We start from the raw sequence: 22,027 nt of genomic DNA, 5'->3' as shown, positions 1-22,027 counted from the left end.
CATCATCTCTTTAGTGGCAGGGATTGATCTTGAAGCCCTTACGGTATTCGGCCGTCGCCACCTCGCGCTCGATCGGCGAAAGCGCTCTGAAGCCACGCAACGGACTGCCAAGCGTGTGTCCGCGCACGTGATCGAGCGTCCACATGTCCTTGGAGTCGAAGCGCAGATGCGGTTGCGCGATCATCGTCTTGCCGTCGGGCCGGACAAAACCGAGATCCTTGATCGCGTCGGCGACGTCCCAGCCGTGATAGCAGTCCTCCCATTCACGGCGACCGCTGAAGCGGCCCATTGCCGGCGTCGCGCGGCCCTCGTATTCCGCGGCGAACGCCACCTTGTGGGTCCAACGGCAACCTTCGGAGCAGTAAGTGTAGATCTTGCCGTCGACCTCGTCGCAGACGAAGTCCTCGCGGATCAGGCAAGGGACCATGCAGCTCCAGCAGCGATGCGGGTATGAATAGCCCACCTCGCTGTTGAAGAGGATGTTGGTCTCGCCGGGCACGCTGAGCTTGGCGTGCCATTTCCAGAAATCGCCGAATTCGGCGTACCAACCCGGATATTTGTGCTCGAACCACTCGAAATCACGCTCGGTCTGGGCCTCGATACGCCAGAAGTTCACCGACCATCCAACCGTGAAGAACTGCGCGGTCTTGTGGACATAGTTCTTCTTGACGATCCGATCCCAGGCGGCGGCGACGTCATCGTGATGGATCTTGATGCCGTACTTCTCGAGCGGCAGCATGTAAGTCCGGTAATAGTCTTCGTAGATCCAGCGATGCCAGAGCTCGGCGTAGGACTCCTTGTTCTTGTCGCGGTTGGTCGTGCCGTACTCGATGAACGTCCCGATCGCGGCATCGACAATCGCGTGATTCTGCCAGAAGGCGTATTTCAGATCGCGCTCCAGCAACTGGTGGTTCGACGGATCGTTGATCATCGCCATCAGCATCGAGTGACCGTTGCCGATATGACGGGATTCGTCCGACTGGACCGACAGGAACACGGTTGGCAATGCATAGTCGCCGTTGCGCGCCGCTTCCGACGGCATCGCCACGAACAGGGTATTGGTGAAGGCGGTTTCGGCGACGACCGTCAGATAGACGTTGGCCGCGGTGATTGCGTCACCGGTCAGGAAGCCCTCGGCGAACTGGCGGCCGATCGTGGTCGCATAGCATTTGCCGAACGCGGCTTCCGTGATGTCGAACCCGGCTGGATCGATGTAATTCTCCATGTACCACTTCTTGAGGTTCATCTGGATCGTCGAGTGCCGGAACTCGTCGACCATCTGCATGGTGAAGCCGGTGCGCAATTCCTCGCCGGGCGCCAACCGCCCGACCATCGCCATCGAACGCGCCGCCGAGATCTCCGGGAACGGGATGATCGCCAGGAACAGCTTCATCCACTCGACCCATCGCGGCTCGACATTGCGGAACATGTCGCCGCGCAACGCCGCATCCAGCGCGCCATAGACGCGGTTGTCTTTCTCTTCCTGCATCGGGAAATATGACCGCAGGACCTGCTTCATCGGGTCGCGCGGTGTCTTCGAGATCTTGTAGTCGGTTGGGAAAGTCATCGCCTCCTGCACGTAGCTTGGCGTCCAACCAAGGTCCGCGACGCGATTGGCCGCTTCAGCGATGCTGATCCCCTTCTGCGCGGTGATCTTGTTCAGTGTCAGACTTGCAGACATTTCCAGCTCCTTTGAACGTTGCGTTATCTTCGGCATTCTCGCTTCGGTTCCGGGTCAAACCCCTGGATCGCTTTGTTGAAATTCTCAGCTGCAAAACACACTTTGAGTCCGTTAAATGGATTGATTGATCTGCTGACTCATCGTTTCGCGTCAGCCCGGTTTCTCGGCGCTGACGGTCTCGTCACCTCCGTTGGCTCGTTTGATGAGAGGTTTGCCTTCGGCGACGAATTTCGCCGAGAGGACCAGCGCTCCAGTAGCGAAATCCCTGCCGTGCGCGGCGATCATGGCCTCCGCGATCTCGGCCAGCTGAATGAAGAAGGCGTCTTTCGACCCGGCTTCCTCGCTCATGTCCGGTTGCGGAGACGGCATTTGTGCCTGTTGCTTTGATGCAATCATGGTTGCGTTGTTCCTGCTCATCATGCGTGCCCCGAACGTTGGTGGTCGCCGGACGAAGGACCGTTGTCGATCTCCAGCAGGGACGTGTCGAGCCATTCACGCTCGGCCACCAGGCGTCGATGCTCCTCCCGGAGCATCTCCAGGCGCGCGATCGCTCGCTCCAGTTCGGCACGCGCGTCGCTTCCGGCGTCGGCGCGCGCCGCGCCACGCACGGCGCACGCGAGTTCGATTTCGGCTCCGCCGCGCGCGTACTCATTCTTGATTTGCATCTCGTTGTTATCGACCATCTCGTCGATCAGCCTGTCCCGGGCAATCATCCGATCACGGGCGCGCTGCAATTCAGCGGCTTCCTCGCTGGTGATCGGTGGCCGGCATCGGCTGTCCTTTGTCACTCGCGCCACTCTCGTTCGATGATCTGGACCGAGGCTTTGCATGTCGCGGCACATGCCCTACGGGATCAGGACCGCGCGGCCATGAATGCGTCCATGATGCAGATCGTGAAGCGCGTCATTGGCCTGGCTCAGCCTGTATTCCTTGGTGTGGAGTTCGACGAGGCCGCGATCCGCGAGCGCCATCAGCTCCACCAGCTCGGCGTATGTGCCGACCAGGTTGCCGACGATGGTCTTTTCCGATGTGATCATGTCGATGGTCGGGATATCGATCTTCCCACCATACCCGACGATGTAGTAGTAGCCGGCGTTCGCCGTCATCGACAGGCCCTTGGCGATAGCGTCACCCTCGCCAACAAAATCGATCACGGCCTCCGCGCCGCGCCCGTCGGTCAGCGCCAGCACCGCCTCGACTTCGTTGCCGTCTGCCTTCACGACATGATGTGCACCGCACTTCTTGGCGAGTTCGAGAGACTGTTCGGCGCGATCGACCACGATGATTTCTGCCGCGCAGAGCGCGGCGAGAACCTGGATGCCGATATGGCCCAGCCCACCGGCGCCGATCACCGCGACATGTTCGCCGGGCAACAGATGACGGGATGCCTTCTTCGCGGCGCGATAAGCCGTCAGCCCGGCATCGGTGTAGGGAGCAACATCCTTCGGTGCGAGCGACTTCGGCAGCTTGATCAGGGAGCGCTGCCCCGTCAGCAGATACTGCGCATAGCCGCCATTGGCATTGATGCCGGGAAACGAGCTGTCCAGCGCATGCATGTCGTCGCCGCGCCGGCACGCGAGACAATGCCCGCTGGTCACCAGGGGATGACAAATTACGCTGTCGCCAACCTTGATCCCTTCGACACCCGGGCCGATCGCTTCGACCCAGCCGGCGTTCTCGTGGCCCATGATGTATGGAAGCTTGACGTCGACCTTGCTGCGCCAGATGCCCTCAACGATGTGCAGATCGGTGCGACAGACGCCGGCACCACCGATGCGCACGATCACGTCCATCGGGCGCGAGATCTTCGGGTCAGTTACGTCATCGAACTTGACGAACTCCTTCGCCGTCAGCTTCTCGTCGAACTCATGAAGCACCGCCGCTTTCATTAAACGCCTCCCCGGCAAAATTATTATTCTGTCGATCTGACGCGATCGCCATCTTGCTGAACAGTTGAGCAAGGGCTGTGCCAAGCGCACAACGGCCTGATCTTTCTATTGTTCTTGCGATCTCGGGAGTGCTCGCGCCGATCCGCCTCGGAGCAGACTTTGCGCGCGACTGTTCCGAGACGGAACAGTTCGACGGCAGCAACAGCGGGTGAGCAGAAATTTGGATTTTTGATTGTTTGATCTATGATCGTGAGAACCGCGCCACACGCGAGAACGACCCGAACCGGGCTACGACCAAGAGGAAATCGCCAAGCAGCGACTCCCGGAGGAGCTATGATGCTGACCGCCAGCCGACGCATGGACAATGCTTGGATGACGCTCGATCAGCGCGGCGCGCCGCCGGCAGAGCTGCTATCGGCCGATATCTACGACAGCTGGATGCGCTGCATTTCGCTTGGTCTCGATACATTGCGCCCTCCTTCGCCTGAGTTCGTGAGCACCGCCGTTTTGCGCCAGGAGCAGCAGCGCTGCTCACTGATTCGCGGCCTGGCGCTCGCGGAGATGCACACGCTGCATCAGCAGATTGCCGGCTCCAATTTCATGATCGCCTTTGCAAATGCCAACGGCCTGCTGCTCGACATCATCTCGGACTCGAGCTTCAGTGATGCCTCGAACGCAGCTAGCATTCGGCCCGGCACTATCTGGACTGAAGCCATTTGCGGCACCAACGGCCTCGGCACCGCCGCGTATCTCAAGCGGGCCATCGTCGTTCACGGGGGCGAGCACTTTTTCTCGCGCTACCACAATCTTACTTGCATCGCGGCGCCAATCTTCGCGCCCGATGGCGAACTGGCCGGAATACTGGATGCGTCATCGGATTGCATGTCGAGGCAGGCGCATACCCAGGCGCTCGTCGCGATGGCGGCAACCCAGATCGAGAATGGTCTGTTCCGCGAACATCACCGCGGAAACATCCTGATCGCTTTCCATAGCCGCGGCGAATATCTGCATACGTTGAGCGCGGGCCTGCTGGCCGTCGACAACGAGGGCAGGATCCTTGCAGCCAACAGGGCCGCAAGCGTCCTGCTGCATGGCCTGCCAGCCTTGCCGGGTCGTCGCTTCGCCGACGTCTTTCGTACGAAATTCAACGCCTTTGTCGATGAAGGCCGGCGCAAGGAACGCCAGCGCCTCGAGGACGAGGTCGGTAGCCAGTTCGTCGCAACAATCGAGAACGCGCGCCAGTTCTCGATGATGCAAGCCATCTCGCGGCCTCGGCCGTCGACGCCCAAGGACGTCCCCACCCAGTTCGTCTCCGCCGATCCGGCGATCGCTTCCGTTGTCCAACGGGTGGGAGTCGCGGCGGTCCGCAAGATGCCGATCCTGATCCGTGGCGAAACCGGCACCGGCAAGGAGCAACTCGCCCGCCATGCTCATACCGCCAGTGGACGGGCCGGCGCTTTCGTCCCGGTGAATTGCGCAGCGCTCCCTGACAGCCTGATCGAGGCGGAGCTGTTCGGCTATGCCGAAGGCGCTTTCACGGGAGCAAAAAAGGGCGGGGCTGCGGGACTGTTCAAGGAAGCGGACGGCGGAACGCTCTTCCTCGACGAGATCGGCGACATGCCGGTGACGTTGCAGGCCGTGCTGCTGCGCTTTCTGGACGATTGGACTGTCCGGCCGGTCGGTGGCACCAAACGTCAGGTCGACGTTCTCCTGGTGTCTGCCACCAATGCCAATCTCGACGACTCGATTGCGAAGGGCCGGTTCCGATCCGATTTGCTGTTTCGCCTCAACACGCTGGAGGTGACGTTACCGCCTTTGCGCGAGCGTTCCGATTTCGCCGAGATCGCGCGCCATTTGATCCACAAGATCGACCCCTTGATGGATTTGACCGCAGGGGCGATCGATCGTTTGGCCGAACTCGATTGGGATGGAAACATCCGCGAACTGCGCAACGTGCTTTCCCGATTGTCGCTGGCCGAGCCGGGAGATCTGATCGACGAGACATCGGTCGAGTCCGTACTTGCACATTCAGGCGGCGAGCGCCTGACCGGCAAGGCGGTGGGTGGTGGGCTCAAGGCCAATCTGCATGAGATTCAGCGCTCGCATGTGCTGACCGCGTATGCGGAAACGGGCAACAACATCAGCAAGACCGCGCGCCGCCTGGGCGTGTCGCGCAATACGATCTATCGTGCCCTGCGCGGCAACAAGGATTAGCACAATCGTGGCGAAGGCTCTGCGGCGGCAGCGCGATCCGGCTGTAACTGGAGGCGCTGAAGCCCAGCCCCTCGTCGGGTTCAATTGGGAGTGTCGCCATGTTTGAACCGGAAAACGGTCTCGAAGCCCTGATGCAGGCTGCCGCAAGGGACGCCAGCATCGTTCCAGCATTCTATCGCGCGTTGCTCGAGACGGAGATCTACATTCTGACGCCGGAAGCGCCGATGAAACCTGGACGCCGTCGCTCGCTCAAATTTCAGGAGGAGATCAACGTTGCAACGGTCGACTTCCAGAACATGAAATGGCACCCCACCTTCACCTCAAAGAAGCGCATCTACGACTATATAAAGCAGCCTGAGGTGTGCCTTGGCGCCGCCGCGCGCAATCTGTTCGAAATGTTGCCTGACTCTAATTTCTGGCTCAATCCGTTGTCCGAATGTCAGAAGCCGCTGCCCGCCGCCGAGATCGCCCTCCTCATGAGTGGCGAGATCTTTCACATGCCGATTAAGTCCGCGCGATAGGCGCAGACTTCCTGCCAGATGCTGTCGGCCAAGCCGAATTATTTCGAAAAACGGCGCAGCGACATCAGTTCACTAGACCATCTGCCTGATTTCCTGAAGTGTGCCCGCAAGGCTCGTGGCGAGCCGGACGGATGGGAATTCGCCAGGCCGAGGTCGGAGCGGCGAGGACAATGATCGAATGAACAGAGGAGCGCTTTGGTATCAAGCCGGAGCGGCTTGCCGGGGATACCGCTTACGGGGCTGCTCCGATGCTGAACTGGCTGGTCGAGGCGAAGGGCATCGCACCACATATCCCCGTGTTCGACAAGTCGAAGCGAGATGACGGTACCTTCTCGCGCAGCGACTTTCGATATGATCCGACCAGCGACGTTTACCACTGCCCCGGCCGGAAAGCGGCTCGGGACGAGCGGCACCGTGCACGGGGGCAAAACGCTTTTGTATCGTGCGAGCAAGCTCGACTGCGACGCATGCCCGCTTAAACCGCAGTGCTGTCCAAAAGAACCATCGCGCAAGATCCCGCGCAACATACATGAGCACGCCCGGGACGTCGCCCGGTCGTTCGCTGGCACCGAGGGATTCGAGACGTCGCGACGTCAGCGCAAGAAGATCGAGATGCGGTTTGCGCACCTGAAGCGCATCCTGAGGCTTGGTCGGCTTCGGCTTCGTGGCCCACGGGGCGCCCAGGACGAGTTTGTTCTTGCTGCAATCGCTCAAAATCTGAGGCGCCTCGCGCGTTAGGGTCGGCGGATCAAAGCCGGTCGGCCTTACCGAATGGCCGAAAGACATCCGTCGGTTACAGCCGACTTTTGCGACAAAATCGGCCATGCCCGGACATCGCCACAGGCGGGGCTGGCTGACATGTCGCTTGCTTGACACCTCTCGTAGCGTTGGTCTCTAATCCCCAGGCAAGTCCTGAGGCTGGAGGCGAAATTTTCGCCGCCAATCAAGAATAAGGCCAACTGCTCCGCCAGGCGAGTGCCGGGTAAAGGAGCAGAGGCTAAAAATAGCTTCCTGGGAGGGAACAATGGACAGACGCCAGACAATCAAAATGCTTGGTGGTGCGGCGGCGATCGCCGGTACCGGTTTTCCGGGGTTTGCTTTTGCGCAGGCTCAAAAGGAAATGGTCACGGTCGTGAAGATCGCCGGCATTCCGTGGTTCAACGCTCTTGAAAAGGGAATCCAGAAGGGCGCCAAGGACTTCAGCATCAATGCCACCATGGTTGGACCGGCGAACGTCGATCCGGCACAACAGGTAAAGCTGCTCGATGACCTGATCGCCAAAAAGGTCAACGTGATCGGCTTGGTGCCGCTGGACGTCAAAGTGTGCGAGCCGGTGCTCAAGCGCGCCCAGGCGGCCGGCATCAAAGTCATCACCCATGAGGGCCCCGAACAAGAAGGCCGTGACTGGAATGTCGAATTGATCGATTCCGTTCGCTTCGGTGAAGTGCAGATGGAGCGTCTCGCCAAGGACATGGGCGGCGAAGGCGATTACGTGGTTTATGTCGGGACGTTGACGACGCCGCTTCACAACAAATGGGCCGACGCCGCGATTGCCTATCAGCAGAAGAATTTCCCGAAAATGAAGCTCGTCGCCGACCGTTTCCCCGGCGCCGACGAGATCGATACCAGCCAGCGCACGACGCTTGACGTGATCAAGGCCTATCCGAACCTGCGCGGCATTCTCGGCTTCGGCTCGAATGGGCCGATCGGGGCCGGCAATGCGGTGCGTCAGCAACGCCTTGGCAAGAAGATCGCCGTGGTCGGCACGGTGCTGCCGAGCCAGGCGAAATCGCTCATCGCGGATGATACCATCCGCGAAGGTTTCCTGTGGAATCCCACCGATGCAGGTTACGCCATGGTTGCAGTTGCCAAGCTCGTGCTTGATGGCAAGCCAATCACGGATGGCGTCGATGTTCCCGGCCTCGGCAAGGCTGCGGTCGATGTGGCCGGCAAGCAGATCAAGGTCGACAAGATCATGCGGATCAACAAAGAAACCATCGACGGACTGATCGCCGGAGGACTCTAGAACTACACCAGTCCCAGCCGCCTCGTCGCGCTGCATTCCCGGCTTTCCGGCCGGGAATGCGATCCGCGTCGAGGCGATCGCTTGACAAGCGGTCCCATTACAGGACGAAGCCTTGACGACTTTCCTGGAGATGTCCGGCATATCAAAGCGTTTCGGCGGCGTGCATGCGCTTCGCGACGTCGATCTGACGCTGGAGGTCGGAGAGGTGCATTGCCTTGTCGGCGAAAACGGATCCGGCAAGTCGACGCTGATCAAGATCATTTCCGGCGTCGAGGCGCCGGAACCAGGAGGCCGGATCGTCATTTCCGGCAAGGAGTACCCAAAACTAAGCCCGGTCTACTCCACCCATTGCGGCATTCAGGTCATCTATCAGGATCTATCGCTATTCTCCAACCTCACCGTCGTCGAGAACATCGCCATGGCGCACCATCTTGGCGGCGTCCACACGGTGAACTGGTCCTCTATGCGGGCCATCGCCATGGCCACAATGGCGAAGGTCGGCATTGAGGTCGATCCAGAAACAAAAGTCTCCGAACTCAGCATTGCCGGACGCCAGCTGGTCGCGATCTGCCGGGCCTTGGCGGCGGATGCCAAACTTCTTATCATGGATGAGCCGACGGCGTCGCTGACCCGCCACGAGGTCAACACCTTGATCAAGCTCGTCAGCGACCTGAAAAGAAGCGGTATCTGCGTCGTATTCGTGAGCCATCGCCTCGACGAGGTGCTTGAGATTGCCGAACGCGTGACGGTGTTGCGGGACGGCGCCAAGGTAGGCACCTTTGCCGCAGCGACCATCGACGGCAGCAAACTCAGTCACCTGATGACCGGGAAGGCTTTCGAGTATCAGAAACAGGTGCCCGACCTTGCCGTGGGTGCCGTTGTTCTCGAAGTCCAGGGCCTTACCCGCGATGGTGACTACGACGATGTGAGCTTGCAATTACGCGCCGGAGAAGTCGTGGGCCTTACCGGATTGCTTGGATCGGGCCGAACCGAGCTCGCACTGTCGCTGTTCGGCATGAACCCACCCGATCGAGGCACCATGGCGCTTGACGGCCACCGCATCGCGCTGAACACGAATGCAGACGCGATCCGTCGAGGCATCGCCTACGTATCTGAGGACAGGCTTACACTTGGCCTCATCCTTGACCAGTCGATCACCTCGAACGTCACGCTGACTGTGTTGGAACGTCTCGCTGGCGCGTTCGGCCTGATTGGCGCACGCGCGCGGCAAAGCCATGTTGCGCGATGGGTCGCCGAACTCGGAATCAAGGTCTCTGATCCCAACAACCCGGTCAAGACGCTCTCCGGCGGCAATCAGCAGCGGATCGTGCTCGCCAAATGGATGGCGACCAACCCGCGGGTGCTTATCCTCGATAGCCCAACGGTCGGTGTCGACATCCGCGCCAAGGATGGGATTTATGAGATCATCCGGCGGCTGGCCCGCGAGGGCGTCGCAGTGCTGATGATATCAGACGAAATCCCCGAGGTGCTTTATCACAGCCATCGCGTGCTGGTGATGCGCGAAGGGCGTTTGACTACTGACGTGATGGCCGCAGACACCTCCGAAGATGCGCTTCGGCAGGCAGTCAATGCCTGAATCGCGGTTTGCTTCATTTGGCAGGTTTCGGCGCAGCCATGAGTTCTGGCTGTTGATCGTGATCCTCGTGCTCTGCGCCAGCCTGGGCGCGGCGAACGGCCAGTTCCTGACCATGCAGAATCTGTTCGACCTGCTGACCTCCTACGCATTCGTAGGCATCCTCGCCCTCGGGCTGCTCGTGGTGCTGATCGCCGGCGGAATCGACATCTCCTTCACGGCGACGGCATCGGTGGCGCAATATGTCACGCTTACGGTGGCGAACGCATACGGCGCGAACTGGATCTGCGTTTTTGCGATCGCGATCGGCATTGGCGGTGCGCTCGGCGCCCTCAACGCGATCTTCATCCAGAAGCTTCGGATACCATCAATCATCGTGTCCGTCGCAACGTTGAACATTTTCTATGGGCTGCTGATTTTCTTCACGGGCGGTAAATATATCTATTCGTTACCCGACTGGTTCGCGACCGGGATATTCTGGTTCGAGTTCGATTGGGGCAAGGATACGTCCTACGGCGTCAACCTGCAGATCCTCGCGCTCGGGTTCTCATTTCTCTTCACCTGGCTCCTGCTCAATCGTAGCAATATCGGTCGTCAAATCTACGCCATGGGGGGCAATACCGATGCCGCGCAGCGACTCGGCTTCCATGTCTTCGGCCTCAACATGCTGGTCTATTGCTACATGGGGGTCATGGCCGGTATCGCCTCACTGGTCCAGGCGCAGCTTGCACAGTCCGTCGCTCCGACGGTGCTGGTGGGCAAGGAGCTCGATGTGGTTGCAGCCGTCGTGCTCGGCGGCGCCAGCCTGATGGGCGGCGTCGGCACCGTTCTCGGCACGTTTCTGGGGTTGGCACTGCTCGCCATCCTGCAGAATGGAATCATTTTGCTGGGCGTTTCGTCCTACTGGTCGCCATTTTTTGTCGGGTTGGTCATTCTGATCTCGGTCTCGGCAACAGCCTGGTCGCAGCGAGAACGGCGGCCCCGGAGCGCGCGGCCATGAGAAATGAGTCCACCCTCGCCCTTCGCGGACGCCTGATCCGTTTTGCCGGCAGCGGGACGATCGCAACCCTGATGCTGTTGTTGGTCGCGCTCTGGTTGGTGTTCGCCATTACCATCGGCGACCGGTTTTTCTCCGTCAACACGCTGCAATCGATGGCCTTCCAGATGCCGGAGCTCGGCATCCTTTCGCTTGCGATGATGCTGGCCTTGTTATCTGGCGGCCTCAACCTTTCCATCATCGCCACCGCTAATCTCTCCGGACTGACCATTGCCTTCCTGCTGACGCACTACATTCCGGGCACTCAGGGCATTGCCTGGGCCGGCGTACAGGTGCTGGCGATTGCGGCAGGGTTTGCCGTCGCGGCGCTGGTCGGCCTTGTCAACGGATTTGTCATCGCCTATCTCGGCGTTTCGCCGATCCTCGCAACCCTCGGCACCATGACACTCTGCAAGGGACTTGCGATCGGCCTGACGCGCGGCAATGTCATCTCCGGATTTCCGGAGCCCATTGTTTTCATCGGCAATGGAACGGTTCTCGGGGTGCCTTTTGCCCTGATCGTGCTGGCGCTCTGTGCGTTGCCGGTCGCGCTCATGCTAAACGCAACGCCCTTCGGGGCAAGGGTTTACATGATCGGCTCGAACGAGAAGGCAACCCGCTACTCCGGCGTCGATACCCGCGCCGTCCTGCTCAAGCTATATGTCCTCTCGAGCCTGCTCGCCGGTGTCGCAGCGGTCGTCATGCTGGCACGTTTCAATTCAGCCAACGCGGCATATGGCGAGAGCTATCTGCTCGTCACCATTCTTGCAGCAGTGCTCGGTGGCGTCGATCCATTTGGCGGCTTTGGCAAAGTCGGCGGATTGCTGCTTGCGCTGATAATCCTTCAGGTGATCTCCTCGGCGTTCAACCTCCTCAATCTCAGCCAGTTCCTCACTCTGGCGATCTGGGGTGGCATCCTGATTGCCGTTGCTGCGGTTCCTCATCTGGGCGGCAAAGCGCCCCGGTAGACAACGATGACAAGATCGGAAGCCTCTCCCCGGATCGCGGTTCTCGACATTGGCAAGACGAATCTGAAACTGCTGGTCGCGAGTGAGGACGGCTGGCCGCTCGAAACACTTTCGATCCCGAATGTGCCGACCACGGCAGGACCATACCTCGCCTATGATCTTGCCGGGCTGGAAGAGTGGTTCCTCGACACTTTGGCCGTGGTGACGCAACGCCACACCATCGGCGCGGTGATCGCGACCGCGCATGGGTGTGGCGCCGTTCTTGTCGAAGGTGACGAGCCAGTGCTGCCGATGATGGACTATGATGCGGTCTCGCCGCCTGAGATCGACCAGGCCTACGCCCGGATTGCGCCTGCCTATGATGAAGTGTTTTGCGGTATCAGCGGCGCGATGCGGCTCGGCAAGCAATTGCTCTGGCAGGAAAGCGCATATCCCGCCGAATTCGCCCGCGCGAAAATCTATCTTACGACTGCGCAGTATTTCGCCTTGCGGCTCGGCGGGTGTGCTGCAAGTGAAATTTCACAGCTCGCGGCTCAGAGCCATATCTGGGACCTTTGCCACCATCAGCCTTCCTCCCTGATGCGCAAGCGCGGCTGGGACCGTCTTCTGCCGGAGCGGGCATCCGCCGGTGCGGTGCTAGGGAGGGTTTCGGAGGCCGTAGCCAAGCGTACCGGCCTGGCGCGCTCGACCGAAATCCTCTGCGGCGTGCATGATTCCAACGCCAACCTGTTCCGCTACAAGGCCGCCGGCATGGCCGATACCTCGATCCTATCAACCGGCACCTGGATGATCGGCTTTCAGCGCGGCCTCGCGCTAGACAAGCTCGACGCCACACGCGGCATGGTGCTCAATATCGATGTCGACGGTGAGAACGTACCCTCCACGCTGATCGCGACAGGCCGCGAATACGACTTGATCAGCAGAGACCACGACGCTTCTGATGCAGCCGTCCTCACCGCATTGCCGAGTCTACTGGCCCTTGGAACCCTGGCACTCCCCTCCTTCGTTGGGGATGACGGACTGTTCCCCGGTGCAGCTCACCGCGGACGCATTATCGGACCGCGGCCCGAGACGCCAGCCGAATGGCAGGGGTTGGCAGTCCTCTACGCCGCATTCAGTGCAAACCGCTGTCTAGATGCGCTTGGCAGCTCGAAACACATCGTCATCGACGGTGGCTTCGCCGCCAACCTGCCCTTCGCGCGCGCTCTGGCCGCGTTGCGGCCATCGCAGAGCGTCTCGGTGAGCCAATCTCGGGATGGAACGGCGCTCGGCGCGGCGCTGCTGTGGCGGAGATTTTCGCGTACGATTCCGGTTTCGAGCGTGGTGCTTGAAGCTGTCACGCCGCTCGGCGAGGATGAGTGCAAACGCACCCTTTCCGCCGCCTATCAATCCTGGATTTCTTTTTCGGAGCACCCATCATGACAGACCGCAATCATGCCGATCTCCGCCAGGGCATCGTCGATACCTGCAAGGAGATGAACCGAAACGGTCTCAACCAAGGGACTTCCGGCAATCTTTCGCACCGGATTCCAAACGGCATGCTAATCACACCGACAAGCTTGCCCTACGAGCACATGCGGCCAGAAGACATTGTCGCGATGGATTTTGCCGCGAATTACCAGGGCAACCATCGCCCTTCTTCAGAATGGCGTTTTCATCGCGATATTCTGCGAGCGCGGGACGACATAAACGTCGTGCTTCATACGCATTCCACCTTCAGCACCATTCTCGCCGTGCACGAGCGTGGCATTCCCTGCTTCCACTACATGGTCGCGGTAGCCGGTGGCAACGATATCCGTTGTTCGCCTTATGCCTGCTTCGGCACACAAGCGCTGTCGGATTATGCCGTCGATGCGCTCGAAGGACGAAATGCCTGCTTGCTCGGCCATCATGGCTTGATCGTAACGGCGCAGACATTTGAAAAGGCGCTTTGGCTTGCCGTGGAGGTGGAGACCCTGGCGAAGATGTATGTCCACGCGCTGGCGATCGGCGAACCTCCGCGCCTCAGCGAGACCGAAATGGCACAGGTCCACGAACAGATGAAACGCATGGGCTACGGCCAGGCGCCCGATCTTGACGACGTCGGTGATGTTCCACGCGCCATGCCTCAGTCGAAACTGGCGCCACATTGACTCAGAGTGTCGTTGAACGCGGCTAGTCTTCTCTTCGCTAAGGAAACTTGCAAGCAACTCTACCAGCCGCTGGTGATCAAGCGAAAATTGTCAGACAGCGAGCCAATATCCCTTGTGAATATCGAACTTCACGGCGCCGTCGTCACGCATCTTCAACAAGAGCGATTGGCAATCGTCCTCATGCTTTATGTTCACGCGCTTCATGATTTCGAAAACCTTCAGAGGCTTTTCGCCAAGGGCAATCAGAATCTTTTCTCGATCAGTCATTGGGGCTCCTTGTATCGGCATCGGCGACGGTACGCGCTGTACCGATCGTCTGCAACGGCCGCGTTCGCTTGACGAGGTCCGTTCCGGGTCACCAGGCCCGAAGCTGCCGCGCCAATACAACAGCACGGAGCGTGCTTCGCTACCCCCAGCGCGACGACCACACCGGATACGTGCTCTTTTCGTTCGTGCACGGCCCGCGAGGGTGTCAGGCAAGCTCGCCTGCTGATGAGTGGGAGGTGACAGCATCCACGATCCTTGCCTTTCCGGTCGACGGAAGCGGTTTCCGCATTTGATGATGAAGTCGGACATCTCCGGTAAAGCGGAAGTCAGCCATAACGCCAATTATGTCGGCTGAGGGCCATGAGCAGACGTACTACGCTCGTTCAACGCGGATCGAACTGTGCGCCTTCCAAAAGGTACCGAAGCGCTCACCACCGGCTTCGTTTCGCCCATATTGCCTCACCAATAAGGCAGGATATTCGCGGCTCCCTTTCGGTCACCGAAACGATCCGGTCCCTGGGCACGCCGCCGGCAACCTCGAGCACGAGCTTTGTTCGGATCGCCTCCTTGAACCCATCACGGCTTCTGATCGTCACCATAAACGAGCCTGACCCGCCAATCACACAATCCTCGTAATAGAGATCGAGGTCGTCGATGTCCATTTGCGACGGAAGCCTTCCTTCGAGCATGATCGGCAATCCGTTGATGGTAATGCCCCTTGCCAGCGCCGCATCACGTGCGATGGTAACTGGGCTTCCGTCGTTGTTCACGCCATCGCCGGAAACGTCGATCACACGCCGCAGTCCACGATACGGATCCGCATCGAACAGCGGCAATGCGAAATTTATCGCGCCAGAGATCGAGGTGCGTGAGCCCGTGCGAACCGGCGCTTTCGCGATTTCCGCCGCCACCACAGCTGCAGATTCGCGGCTGTCGATCAATCTCCACGGCACGATGATTTTCTGATCGTTCGGTCCAGACCATTCCACATAGACCAGGGCCAACCTTCGGTTCGGCCCGGCCTTGAGCGCCTGGAGAAATTCGTTGGAAACGATGGCCTCCGCGTAACCCTCGCGCTGAAGCAAAAGCTCGCCAGGATCCATTGAATAGGAGACATCAACAGCAAGAACGAGTTCGACATCAACCGATGGCTGCTCGCTGCCGGCAACCACTCGGTACCCCGAATTGAGGGCGGCCGTGTTGGCGACTTCACCTCCGGCGATCACTCCGGCGATCAATGCCGCTGCGATGGAGACACGATGAAGCATGGTGGCCTCGCTGCTGGTTCCTCTTCATGGTGGCAGAAACGCCGCTGCCTGATCGATCGGTCCAGTGCCGGGTGCGGATTGATGCGAGCGCGCGAAGACGAACCGAGATGTCACATGTATTTCGGAGGCGGCTTTGCCGTCCTGGCCGATGAGGATCAATCCGGCGCCGCCATTTGCTACATTCAGAACCATCGGCTCGCCACTCCACGTCTTGATTGGCTCCATTCCGATGATGAGAAATTCGCCGATAGGCTGGTCAAGATATTGGATGCGCAATTGCGGACCGACTTCGGCTGCCGCGAGTTCGAAGCCGAGCTGTCGAGCACGCGCGTAAACATCGGCCAAGGTCACAGTATCGGACGTGAATCCAAGCTGGGCTGGCGATACGAGGACAAGCTCCACGTCTGTCGTGCGAGAGCCAAGCATGAATGTCGGTCGAGCAAGTATTTCAGCGGCCTGCCCACCGATACCGCAGCCCATGCCGTCCAGTTTATTGCGCAGTCCAAGCGGATCAGCGAAGGTACCAATGGTGATGGTCTTCCATGTCGCCACATCGCGGCCGGACTGAATGAGTTGCTGGGACACTTCGGCGGGGCGCGTCTTGAGCTTCAGCTGGTTTTGCAAGACATCGCGAGCCGTGCATTGAGCCCGCGCTGGATTGGTTGCGAACTGAACGATGCAGGCCGCGCACAGTATCGCCACAACGAAGTAACGGCTGCCCCGGCGCGCGCGCGAATGACGGTCGACTCCGCCGCAATGCGCCCTTCCCGCTGTGATGGCTATCGAAAACCTCTTCCGCATTTGCAATCTCGCGAGAAGAAAGAGACCACCGTTTACTGTTGCGCACTGGACACACACTTCGCGCCCTGTGAGCGCGGTGCAGCTTTCTCGGCATCGCGTTATTCGGTTACCGCGGGCTCAGGGCAGCGGCTCTCCGGTTGTCAACGTAGTGCAGGTCTGCGGGAAAACCGTACGAAAAGGCACGATAAAGGACGAAATCGGGCTCTGCCGCTGCCTTGAGACGCACTTTCCGGTCCGCTAAGATCAATGGCGGGAGGTGTGCGCATGACCTGCCTGCGGCTGAACGGATACACGCTCAATTTGGATCAGGCGCAGTTATTTGACCGGCACGGCCAGGCCGTTGAGCTGCGGCCTCAGGCTCTGGCAGTGTTGCTTGAATTGGGGCGCCGTCCCGGAGAGCTGGTTACAAAACTCGATCTCGGTGCGCGAGTGTGGCCGGGCGTTTCGGTCACCGACGACTCGCTCGTGCAATGCGTGGTCGAGATCCGGCGCGCGCTCGGTGACAGCCGGCAGCAAGTCGTGCGGACGATGCCACGACGTGGTTACCTTCTGATCGTTGACGCAGCCGACACGGCGCCGCGCGATGTGCGAAGATTCTATCGCCTGGCCGCCGCTCTTGCGATGGTGGCAGTCGCGATCGTGCTGGTCTGGCAACTTCTACTGCTCGGCGCCGGCTCCGGGCCCCCCAAGGTACACAACAGGATGGTGGCCGACGTTGCGGTTCTACCCCTGCGCGTACTCAACACCTCTCAGGAAGGCAGTCCGGACGGCAACGGATTAGCCTACATGATTGCCTCCGAACTTGCGCGCAACCCCGACCTGCACATCGTCTCAACCCTCGCCACAGCCGAGCTTAGCGGCAAGAACCTGTCGCCGGCCCAGATCGCCGCGATGACCCGCGCTCGCTACCTTGTGGATGGCAGCGCAGAGAGACGCGGCGACCGGCTGCAGCTCCACGTGCAATTGATCGATTCCGGCAACAACCGCATCGTCTGGAGCGGCCGGTTCGAGCCCACTGCGCAGGACCTGCCCGACGTTACTGAAACGTTGATCTCTCGGATCAGCGCCTCGCTTGGTGCAACCGTGCGCGAGTCGGACCGGGCGGCGTTACGGAGCCGCGCGCCGGCCTCGCTTGATGTGCATGCGCGCGTGCTGCGCACGCTTGCGCTGACCATGGCACCAAGTTCCGAGAGCCTCCGCCAAGCGCGGCAGGAACTCGAACTGGCGGTCCGCCTTGATCCGAACTACGCGCCCGCGTGGACGGGACTCGGACTGGTGAAGAAGATGCTGATTTTTGGCCATCACGATCCTGGGCTCAGTCATCAGGACTTGCCGCAGGCGATCGCCGACGTCAGGCGCGCGATTGCGCTGGACCCGCTGCGTGCCAGTTCGTGGCGAGTGCTTTCCTTAGTAACCGACGCAGGTCAGGACCCTGAGTCAGCGGTGAGCGCGGCCGAGCGGGCGATCGAGCTCGGCCCTGGCGATCCGGACAACTGGGTCGTCCTTGCCGGTGCATTGCATTATGCCGGTCGAACCCAGGCAGCGATTGAAGCCTTCGAGAAGGCGATCTCCTGGAACCCGGTACGCCCAGCACACTACGCGCTCTACGGGGCAAGGCTGCGCTATTCCGTGCAGGATTACGAGGATGCGCTGCGTTTCGCCCGCGAATGTATGGATCGAACACCTGCGATAGGTGTCTGCAAGGCGGTCTGGCTATCGTCGCTTATTCGTACCGGCCATGCCGCCGACGCCGAGGCGGCGTGGCCCGCTTTGGTCGCGGCCGCACCCTCTTTGCAGACGTACCGGATGACGCCGCGGAATACGCCGATGGCTCTGGCGGTTGATGAGGACCTCGACAGACTTCGCAAGAGCAACACCTCGGCAATGGCCCAGTAAAGCTTCAGGCGCGTGAACCTGATGTGATCATTCCAAGTTGGCCTTTTTCGGCGCAGAAGAGGCTTCGAGGCTGTTCCGGATGGAGTGATCCGCGTCGCTTTGCCGTTTGAGGCCGGTGTCAGCTCGTTCTAAGGGCCGCCAACAGGCGACGTCCAGAAGCTACCAACTGAAGTGGCCTTTATTCAACTGTCTCTCTTCAATTTCGACATGACATCATCTCCGCCCGTGAGAACGTATCGAAGCGCGTACCCGATCAGCCAAGACGCCGCCGCTAGGCCCAGGCCAACCATTGCTAGATAGATGTTGATTCGATCCCAGGCGAAGCCAGCCGCAATAAGCGTCATCCATGCTTGCTCTACCGCCCAGAAAAACCTGTAGAGGACATCCCCAAGTGTAGTTGCCAAAATCACCTCCTGCAGGAGTATGAGTCCGAAGCAGTCTTCATTTTGTGGCAGCTTTCTTTCGGCGAGGTCGGCTTAGGCTCCGCCATTCGCGTACACTCTAGCTAAAGGTAAACTCGCTAAATTGTAGTATCAGACAAAGTTCAATTTCCTCGTTTGCGGTTCGGACACGGATCGACTTCCTGCTCGCCGAGAGGTCAGGAAAGTATTCGTTGCCGAAAACCGTGCCGCCGCTCGCCGGCACCGACCTGCCGCCGGTGCATGCCGCGCCTGCGCGCGCCCAGGTGCTCTTGGCGGCCGAGGGGATGCGACGCAGATCGCGCGCTGCTCGAACTGTGGCTGGACGATGCGGTAGCCTGATGAGGCGTTCGCGAATTTGTGTGCGTGTCAGTCGCGGAGCTCGCCATCAATATCTGGACTCTCCGGTTCCACGCGCCATAATGAGGCGATGGACGGGATATCTAAAACCTTAAATTGTGCGCGTTGCGGCAAGCCGCTAGTCCTGATAGCGCGACCGGATGGCAAGGGCCCACTCCGGCCGACATGCTTGCATTGCGAGGAAGCCGATCCGATCACGTCGCCCGAGGTCGCCAGGTGGTTTGCTGGGGAATTGCAGCCGCCGAAGGGATAGGCCGTGAGGATCGCTGCCATGGCCGCGACTGCCGCAGAGTGCCGAGCTTGAGATGCTCGGGGACGACCGTCGTTGGCCTCAATTGTGTCGACAAATTACGGTACTGATTCGCCAGTGAGCCAGCGTCTCGCAATCGGTTGGTCCTTTGGCCTCTGAATTCACAAGTCACCGACGCGAGTGGCGTGCAATGGGGCCCGGCCCAGCCGGGCCTTTTGTCCTTTGTGAATTATGTGCACTCACTGCACCCTGGGCCCACCGCGCCGCATCGCGACCAAGGACCCTCGTTGGCGCGAACTCACAAATATTTGGCCTGAACTGCCAAGATACAAACTGCCCTTTTTACTATGGCGACCCAGTTGGCCCAACGCACGGGGTGCACTTCGACCGGGGATCGATGACCAATGCGTGTCTTTTTTAGTTGCTTGTTTTGCGGGGCGCTTCACAGCGCTATCCAAATAAGGCGGCCGGTCGTGGCAAGCGGGCGCTTCGATTGCAAAGCGTGCGGGCAGACACTGCATCGATGGTGGGCCGTATACGACTTTACAGATTGGAAGGGGCCGTTCGACCAGTAGCGGGCGCGGCCAATCCGGGTCGCCGCACCTTGCCGGCCCCGCTTAAATGCGCCTATGCCCGTCCTCACCCGCCGGCGCGATCCGCACCGCAGCGATTGCTGGCACATCCACTCTGACGACATCACGTCGGCAGCATAGCAAAGCCGTCGGAAACCCCAGACTCGTCCGAGGTTTGGCAATGGCAGTGCGGCTTCTATCCCGGCTCGAAGCCCGGCGAGCACTGCAAAGGCTCGGCGCCGTCGTTCGAGGCGGCTCCCGTGCGGCGTTCGAGGTGGCATGGAGCGAATATCTGCCCAAAAGCACAGAGGCCAATTTCCGGGCCTCGCGCGTTCATGAGGCGTGGACTCGCGAGAAATACGCGCGCTTTGATTGCGGCGAACGGATACCGTCGGACTGGCGTCAGCATGGCTGAATCCGATGGTTGCTTACGCCGCTTTGACACTCGGATCGTGCTGCCCAGCGGCACCGAGCTCATCACGTTGCCCGATGCGATCCGGCACTTCAGCGAGACGGTGCCAAAACGCGAGCACAAGCACCCGCGCGTACTTCTCGCCGCCACCGCGCTGACCGACGCCGCCGAGGGCCGAACCGCGCAGCGATTGCCTCGGATACCGCTGCGCACCTCCTATCGTCCGCATCTCAACATATCCTCGGATTGTCGCCATTGTCGCAAATGCGACCGGGCACGCCCCGGACCGACGGACCGAACCATATTGGAATGCCCTCCCAGACAATCCAGCAGCCGCCGGGGCCGGTATTGAATATATGACAGGGCTTGCCGTACACCGTGATGCGCGTTGGCCCGGCTGCGAATTTCTCGCGAGCCACGGCGGTCGTTGTAAGGACGGTGATCGCGATCAATCCAGTCGCCAAGAACTTGATTGTGGTCATCGAGCTTGTCCTTTTGACCCTTGATGGGGGCTGCGACCTTAGCCTGTTTCCTGGGCCAGTGGAGGACCGGATGCGCTTGCTCGTTCGCATCCTGCCTGACGAAGCTCACAGTAGGTAACGGCAAGGACCTATTTGCCCAATCGTCGCAAAGAGTGGCGTTTGGCGCCGGAACGAGGACAAGAGCAAGACGCCCCGGCTCTGTGATTTATTGGGCCTCAAGCGCTTCACGCCGCACGATCTCCGCCGAACGGCGCGCGTCGGCGGTCAAGGCGTCAAGTAAAGCGCGAGCCACGCCAGTCGATTAGACTATTAGGCTCGTAAAGAAGGGCTTGGTTATCTCGACGACCGAGGGTTCTCTCTCATCAGGAGTGGCGGCGGTGACAAACTCGCTTTTGCAGTTAAAGCAGCGCCAAAGGTCATGGATTTCTTGGGCATTGACGCGCTCACGCCACTCTAGATGGACCAACCCAGAACCACATTGAGGGCATTTTTCTGGATGGGGCGTCGAGAAGATTGATGCCATGTGGAACCTCCCTCGTTTTCGGCGCAGCGTACGACTGTCTGGGCACCTTGGAATTGATCCACAACAAACAATTTGCCCATTTGTCATCGCCGGGCGGCTTCCAGGTCCGGGACCGTCGAGTGCTGGCGCGCGCCCTCCGCAATCGGGCCTTGCCAGTTGGTACCTTGCCAGTTGGTACACAAAGGGCGGCGATGTGGCGCATGTCGAATACGGAAGCCGTGATCTTCATGGGTTGGAACGCCCAGAGCCCGCAAAAGGTTAGATAGATTGCGCACCATCGCGGCGGCCTGGCCGCACGCTGGATTGGAGGCAGCACATGAAAATCGTGGACGAAGACGGCGAGATCATCGCAACAGCATCCGATGACCATACTTTAATCGGCGGCCACCACCGCCTCGCAGTGGCGGCCAGCCTCGGTAAAAGACTGTTCTGGCGAGATACCGGCGAACCAGTGAAGCTTGATAACTTCTTCAAGCATTATGGAAGTTCTCTTCGACATACAGCCTGAGCCGCTCGCCGAGCGTACGTTGTTCGGCGCATCGCAACAACGCCAACGAGGATTTTTGCCATCGCGCATTCCTGGTTTAATTTTTATGCGGTCCCGTACACAAAGGCGGCGCGCGATGTGGCGCAAGTGCGACAATCGATCACCCCCGGTTTGGCCCTGGTCTCCGAGGGACCCCGGAAAGCAAATAGGGGCATCGTTGGTTCGCGTC

Annotated in this window: 18 protein-coding genes and 1 pseudogene; 11 read left to right on the top strand and 8 right to left on the bottom strand. The window is 60.0% G+C overall.

Annotation, left to right across the window (positions count from 1 at the left end; all coding sequences use genetic code 11):
• Nucleotides 1-10: 10 nt before the first annotated feature.
• The 4 genes from AB7290_RS07740 to AB7290_RS07725 form a co-directional block, all read right to left on the bottom strand.
• Nucleotides 11-1,681 carry an aromatic/alkene/methane monooxygenase hydroxylase/oxygenase subunit alpha gene (locus AB7290_RS07740; protein ID WP_028156528.1) on the bottom strand — a complete coding sequence of 557 codons (1,671 nt, stop codon included), beginning with the start codon at nt 1,679-1,681 and terminating at the stop codon, nt 11-13.
• Between the two features lie 150 nt (nt 1,682-1,831).
• Nucleotides 1,832-2,029 (bottom strand): hypothetical protein, encoded by a 198-nt coding sequence (locus AB7290_RS07735; protein WP_049807666.1) that lies wholly within the window; start codon nt 2,027-2,029, stop codon nt 1,832-1,834.
• 68 nt (nt 2,030-2,097) lie between these two features.
• Nucleotides 2,098-2,469: a hypothetical protein gene (locus AB7290_RS07730; RefSeq protein WP_094183935.1), complete on the bottom strand. Its 372-nt coding sequence runs from the start codon at nt 2,467-2,469 to the stop codon at nt 2,098-2,100.
• A 57-nt stretch (nt 2,470-2,526) separates the two neighbouring features.
• Nucleotides 2,527-3,570 carry an NAD(P)-dependent alcohol dehydrogenase gene (locus tag AB7290_RS07725; protein ID WP_085399578.1) on the bottom strand — a complete coding sequence of 348 codons (1,044 nt, stop codon included), beginning with the start codon at nt 3,568-3,570 and terminating at the stop codon, nt 2,527-2,529.
• 336 nt (nt 3,571-3,906) lie between these two features.
• Between AB7290_RS07725 and AB7290_RS07720 the strand changes: the two genes are divergently transcribed.
• The 9 genes and pseudogenes from AB7290_RS07720 (at nt 3,907) to AB7290_RS07680 (ending at nt 14,061) form a co-directional block, all read left to right on the top strand.
• Nucleotides 3,907-5,784, top strand: coding sequence for a sigma-54-dependent Fis family transcriptional regulator (locus AB7290_RS07720; RefSeq protein ID WP_085399604.1), 1,878 nt, complete (start codon nt 3,907-3,909; stop codon nt 5,782-5,784).
• Nucleotides 5,785-5,882: 98 nt separating this feature from the next.
• Nucleotides 5,883-6,305 carry an SseB family protein gene (locus tag AB7290_RS07715; RefSeq protein ID WP_085399577.1) on the top strand — a complete coding sequence of 141 codons (423 nt, stop codon included), beginning with the start codon at nt 5,883-5,885 and terminating at the stop codon, nt 6,303-6,305.
• A gap of 137 nt (nt 6,306-6,442) precedes the next feature.
• A pseudogene (locus tag AB7290_RS07710) lies at nt 6,443-7,043 on the top strand (transposase); the annotation flags it as partial.
• A gap of 286 nt (nt 7,044-7,329) precedes the next feature.
• A complete protein-coding gene (locus tag AB7290_RS07705) occupies nt 7,330-8,331 on the top strand; it encodes an autoinducer 2 ABC transporter substrate-binding protein (RefSeq protein ID WP_028150067.1) in 1,002 nt (333 codons plus the stop codon).
• A gap of 112 nt (nt 8,332-8,443) precedes the next feature.
• Nucleotides 8,444-9,928, top strand: a complete 1,485-nt coding sequence (locus tag AB7290_RS07700; protein ID WP_085399576.1) for a sugar ABC transporter ATP-binding protein — start codon at nt 8,444-8,446, stop codon at nt 9,926-9,928.
• Nucleotides 9,921-10,925: an ABC transporter permease gene (locus AB7290_RS07695; protein ID WP_085399603.1), complete on the top strand. Its 1,005-nt coding sequence runs from the start codon at nt 9,921-9,923 to the stop codon at nt 10,923-10,925. The genes AB7290_RS07700 and AB7290_RS07695 overlap by 8 nt, the downstream gene beginning before the upstream one ends.
• Nucleotides 10,922-11,929, top strand: a complete 1,008-nt coding sequence (locus AB7290_RS07690) for an ABC transporter permease (RefSeq protein ID WP_028150070.1) — start codon at nt 10,922-10,924, stop codon at nt 11,927-11,929. The genes AB7290_RS07695 and AB7290_RS07690 overlap by 4 nt, the downstream gene beginning before the upstream one ends.
• Before the next feature lie 6 nt (nt 11,930-11,935).
• Nucleotides 11,936-13,351 (top strand): FGGY-family carbohydrate kinase, encoded by a 1,416-nt coding sequence (locus tag AB7290_RS07685; protein WP_085399575.1) that lies wholly within the window; start codon nt 11,936-11,938, stop codon nt 13,349-13,351.
• Entirely contained in the window at nt 13,348-14,061 is a 714-nt protein-coding gene (locus AB7290_RS07680; protein WP_085399574.1) for a class II aldolase/adducin family protein, read from the top strand. Before AB7290_RS07685 ends, AB7290_RS07680 begins: the two co-directional genes overlap by 4 nt.
• Nucleotides 14,062-14,151: 90 nt before the next feature.
• Here AB7290_RS07680 and AB7290_RS07675 read toward each other — a convergent pair whose 3' ends face one another.
• The 3 genes from AB7290_RS07675 to AB7290_RS07665 form a co-directional block, all read right to left on the bottom strand.
• A complete protein-coding gene (locus AB7290_RS07675) occupies nt 14,152-14,328 on the bottom strand; it encodes a hypothetical protein (RefSeq protein WP_166102911.1) in 177 nt (58 codons plus the stop codon).
• Nucleotides 14,329-14,756: 428 nt separating this feature from the next.
• Nucleotides 14,757-15,596, bottom strand: a complete 840-nt coding sequence (locus AB7290_RS07670; protein ID WP_085399573.1) for a DUF1194 domain-containing protein — start codon at nt 15,594-15,596, stop codon at nt 14,757-14,759.
• 24 nt (nt 15,597-15,620) lie between these two features.
• Nucleotides 15,621-16,397, bottom strand: coding sequence for a hypothetical protein (locus AB7290_RS07665; RefSeq protein WP_085399572.1), 777 nt, complete (start codon nt 16,395-16,397; stop codon nt 15,621-15,623).
• A 264-nt stretch (nt 16,398-16,661) separates the two neighbouring features.
• On the opposite strand from AB7290_RS07665, the gene AB7290_RS07660 reads away from it, so the two are divergent.
• On the top strand, nt 16,662-18,293 hold the full coding sequence (locus AB7290_RS07660) for a winged helix-turn-helix domain-containing tetratricopeptide repeat protein (protein ID WP_161495776.1): 1,632 nt from the start codon (nt 16,662-16,664) through the stop codon (nt 18,291-18,293).
• Between the two features lie 2,243 nt (nt 18,294-20,536).
• On the opposite strand, the gene AB7290_RS07655 is transcribed toward AB7290_RS07660, so the two are convergent.
• On the bottom strand, nt 20,537-20,788 hold the full coding sequence (locus AB7290_RS07655) for a hypothetical protein (RefSeq protein WP_135215647.1): 252 nt from the start codon (nt 20,786-20,788) through the stop codon (nt 20,537-20,539).
• Between the two features lie 839 nt (nt 20,789-21,627).
• On the opposite strand from AB7290_RS07655, the gene AB7290_RS07650 reads away from it, so the two are divergent.
• Nucleotides 21,628-21,819 (top strand): hypothetical protein, encoded by a 192-nt coding sequence (locus AB7290_RS07650; protein WP_028150075.1) that lies wholly within the window; start codon nt 21,628-21,630, stop codon nt 21,817-21,819.
• The last annotated feature ends 208 nt before the right edge of the window (nt 21,820-22,027 follow it).

It is taken from the genome of Bradyrhizobium sp. 613_E4_N2_2, assembly GCF_052075995.1.
In the GTDB taxonomy this organism is placed as follows: Bacteria; Pseudomonadota; Alphaproteobacteria; order Rhizobiales; family Xanthobacteraceae; genus Bradyrhizobium; species Bradyrhizobium barranii.
This window is presented reverse-complemented; position numbering and strand designations above follow the sequence as displayed.

Excerpts from the sequence above, each read along its gene's own strand:
- AB7290_RS07650 (WP_028150075.1), top strand. The coding sequence starts at position 21,628 with ATGAAAATCGTGGACGAAGACGGCGAGATCATCGCAACAGCATCCGAT.
- AB7290_RS07690 (WP_028150070.1), top strand. The coding sequence starts at position 10,922 with ATGAGAAATGAGTCCACCCTCGCCCTTCGCGGACGCCTGATCCGTTTT.
- AB7290_RS07655 (WP_135215647.1), bottom strand. The coding sequence starts at position 20,788 with ATGACCACAATCAAGTTCTTGGCGACTGGATTGATCGCGATCACCGTC.
- AB7290_RS07660 (WP_161495776.1), top strand. The coding sequence starts at position 16,662 with ATGACCTGCCTGCGGCTGAACGGATACACGCTCAATTTGGATCAGGCG.
- AB7290_RS07695 (WP_085399603.1), top strand. The coding sequence starts at position 9,921 with ATGCCTGAATCGCGGTTTGCTTCATTTGGCAGGTTTCGGCGCAGCCAT.
- AB7290_RS07685 (WP_085399575.1), top strand. The coding sequence starts at position 11,936 with ATGACAAGATCGGAAGCCTCTCCCCGGATCGCGGTTCTCGACATTGGC.
- AB7290_RS07720 (WP_085399604.1), top strand. The coding sequence starts at position 3,907 with ATGCTGACCGCCAGCCGACGCATGGACAATGCTTGGATGACGCTCGAT.
- AB7290_RS07715 (WP_085399577.1), top strand. The coding sequence starts at position 5,883 with ATGTTTGAACCGGAAAACGGTCTCGAAGCCCTGATGCAGGCTGCCGCA.
- AB7290_RS07705 (WP_028150067.1), top strand. The coding sequence starts at position 7,330 with ATGGACAGACGCCAGACAATCAAAATGCTTGGTGGTGCGGCGGCGATC.
- AB7290_RS07675 (WP_166102911.1), bottom strand. The coding sequence starts at position 14,328 with ATGACTGATCGAGAAAAGATTCTGATTGCCCTTGGCGAAAAGCCTCTG.
- AB7290_RS07665 (WP_085399572.1), bottom strand. The coding sequence starts at position 16,397 with ATGCGGAAGAGGTTTTCGATAGCCATCACAGCGGGAAGGGCGCATTGC.
- AB7290_RS07735 (WP_049807666.1), bottom strand. The coding sequence starts at position 2,029 with ATGAGCGAGGAAGCCGGGTCGAAAGACGCCTTCTTCATTCAGCTGGCC.
- AB7290_RS07680 (WP_085399574.1), top strand. The coding sequence starts at position 13,348 with ATGACAGACCGCAATCATGCCGATCTCCGCCAGGGCATCGTCGATACC.
- AB7290_RS07725 (WP_085399578.1), bottom strand. The coding sequence starts at position 3,570 with ATGAAAGCGGCGGTGCTTCATGAGTTCGACGAGAAGCTGACGGCGAAG.
- AB7290_RS07670 (WP_085399573.1), bottom strand. The coding sequence starts at position 15,596 with ATGCTTCATCGTGTCTCCATCGCAGCGGCATTGATCGCCGGAGTGATC.
- AB7290_RS07740 (WP_028156528.1), bottom strand. The coding sequence starts at position 1,681 with ATGTCTGCAAGTCTGACACTGAACAAGATCACCGCGCAGAAGGGGATC.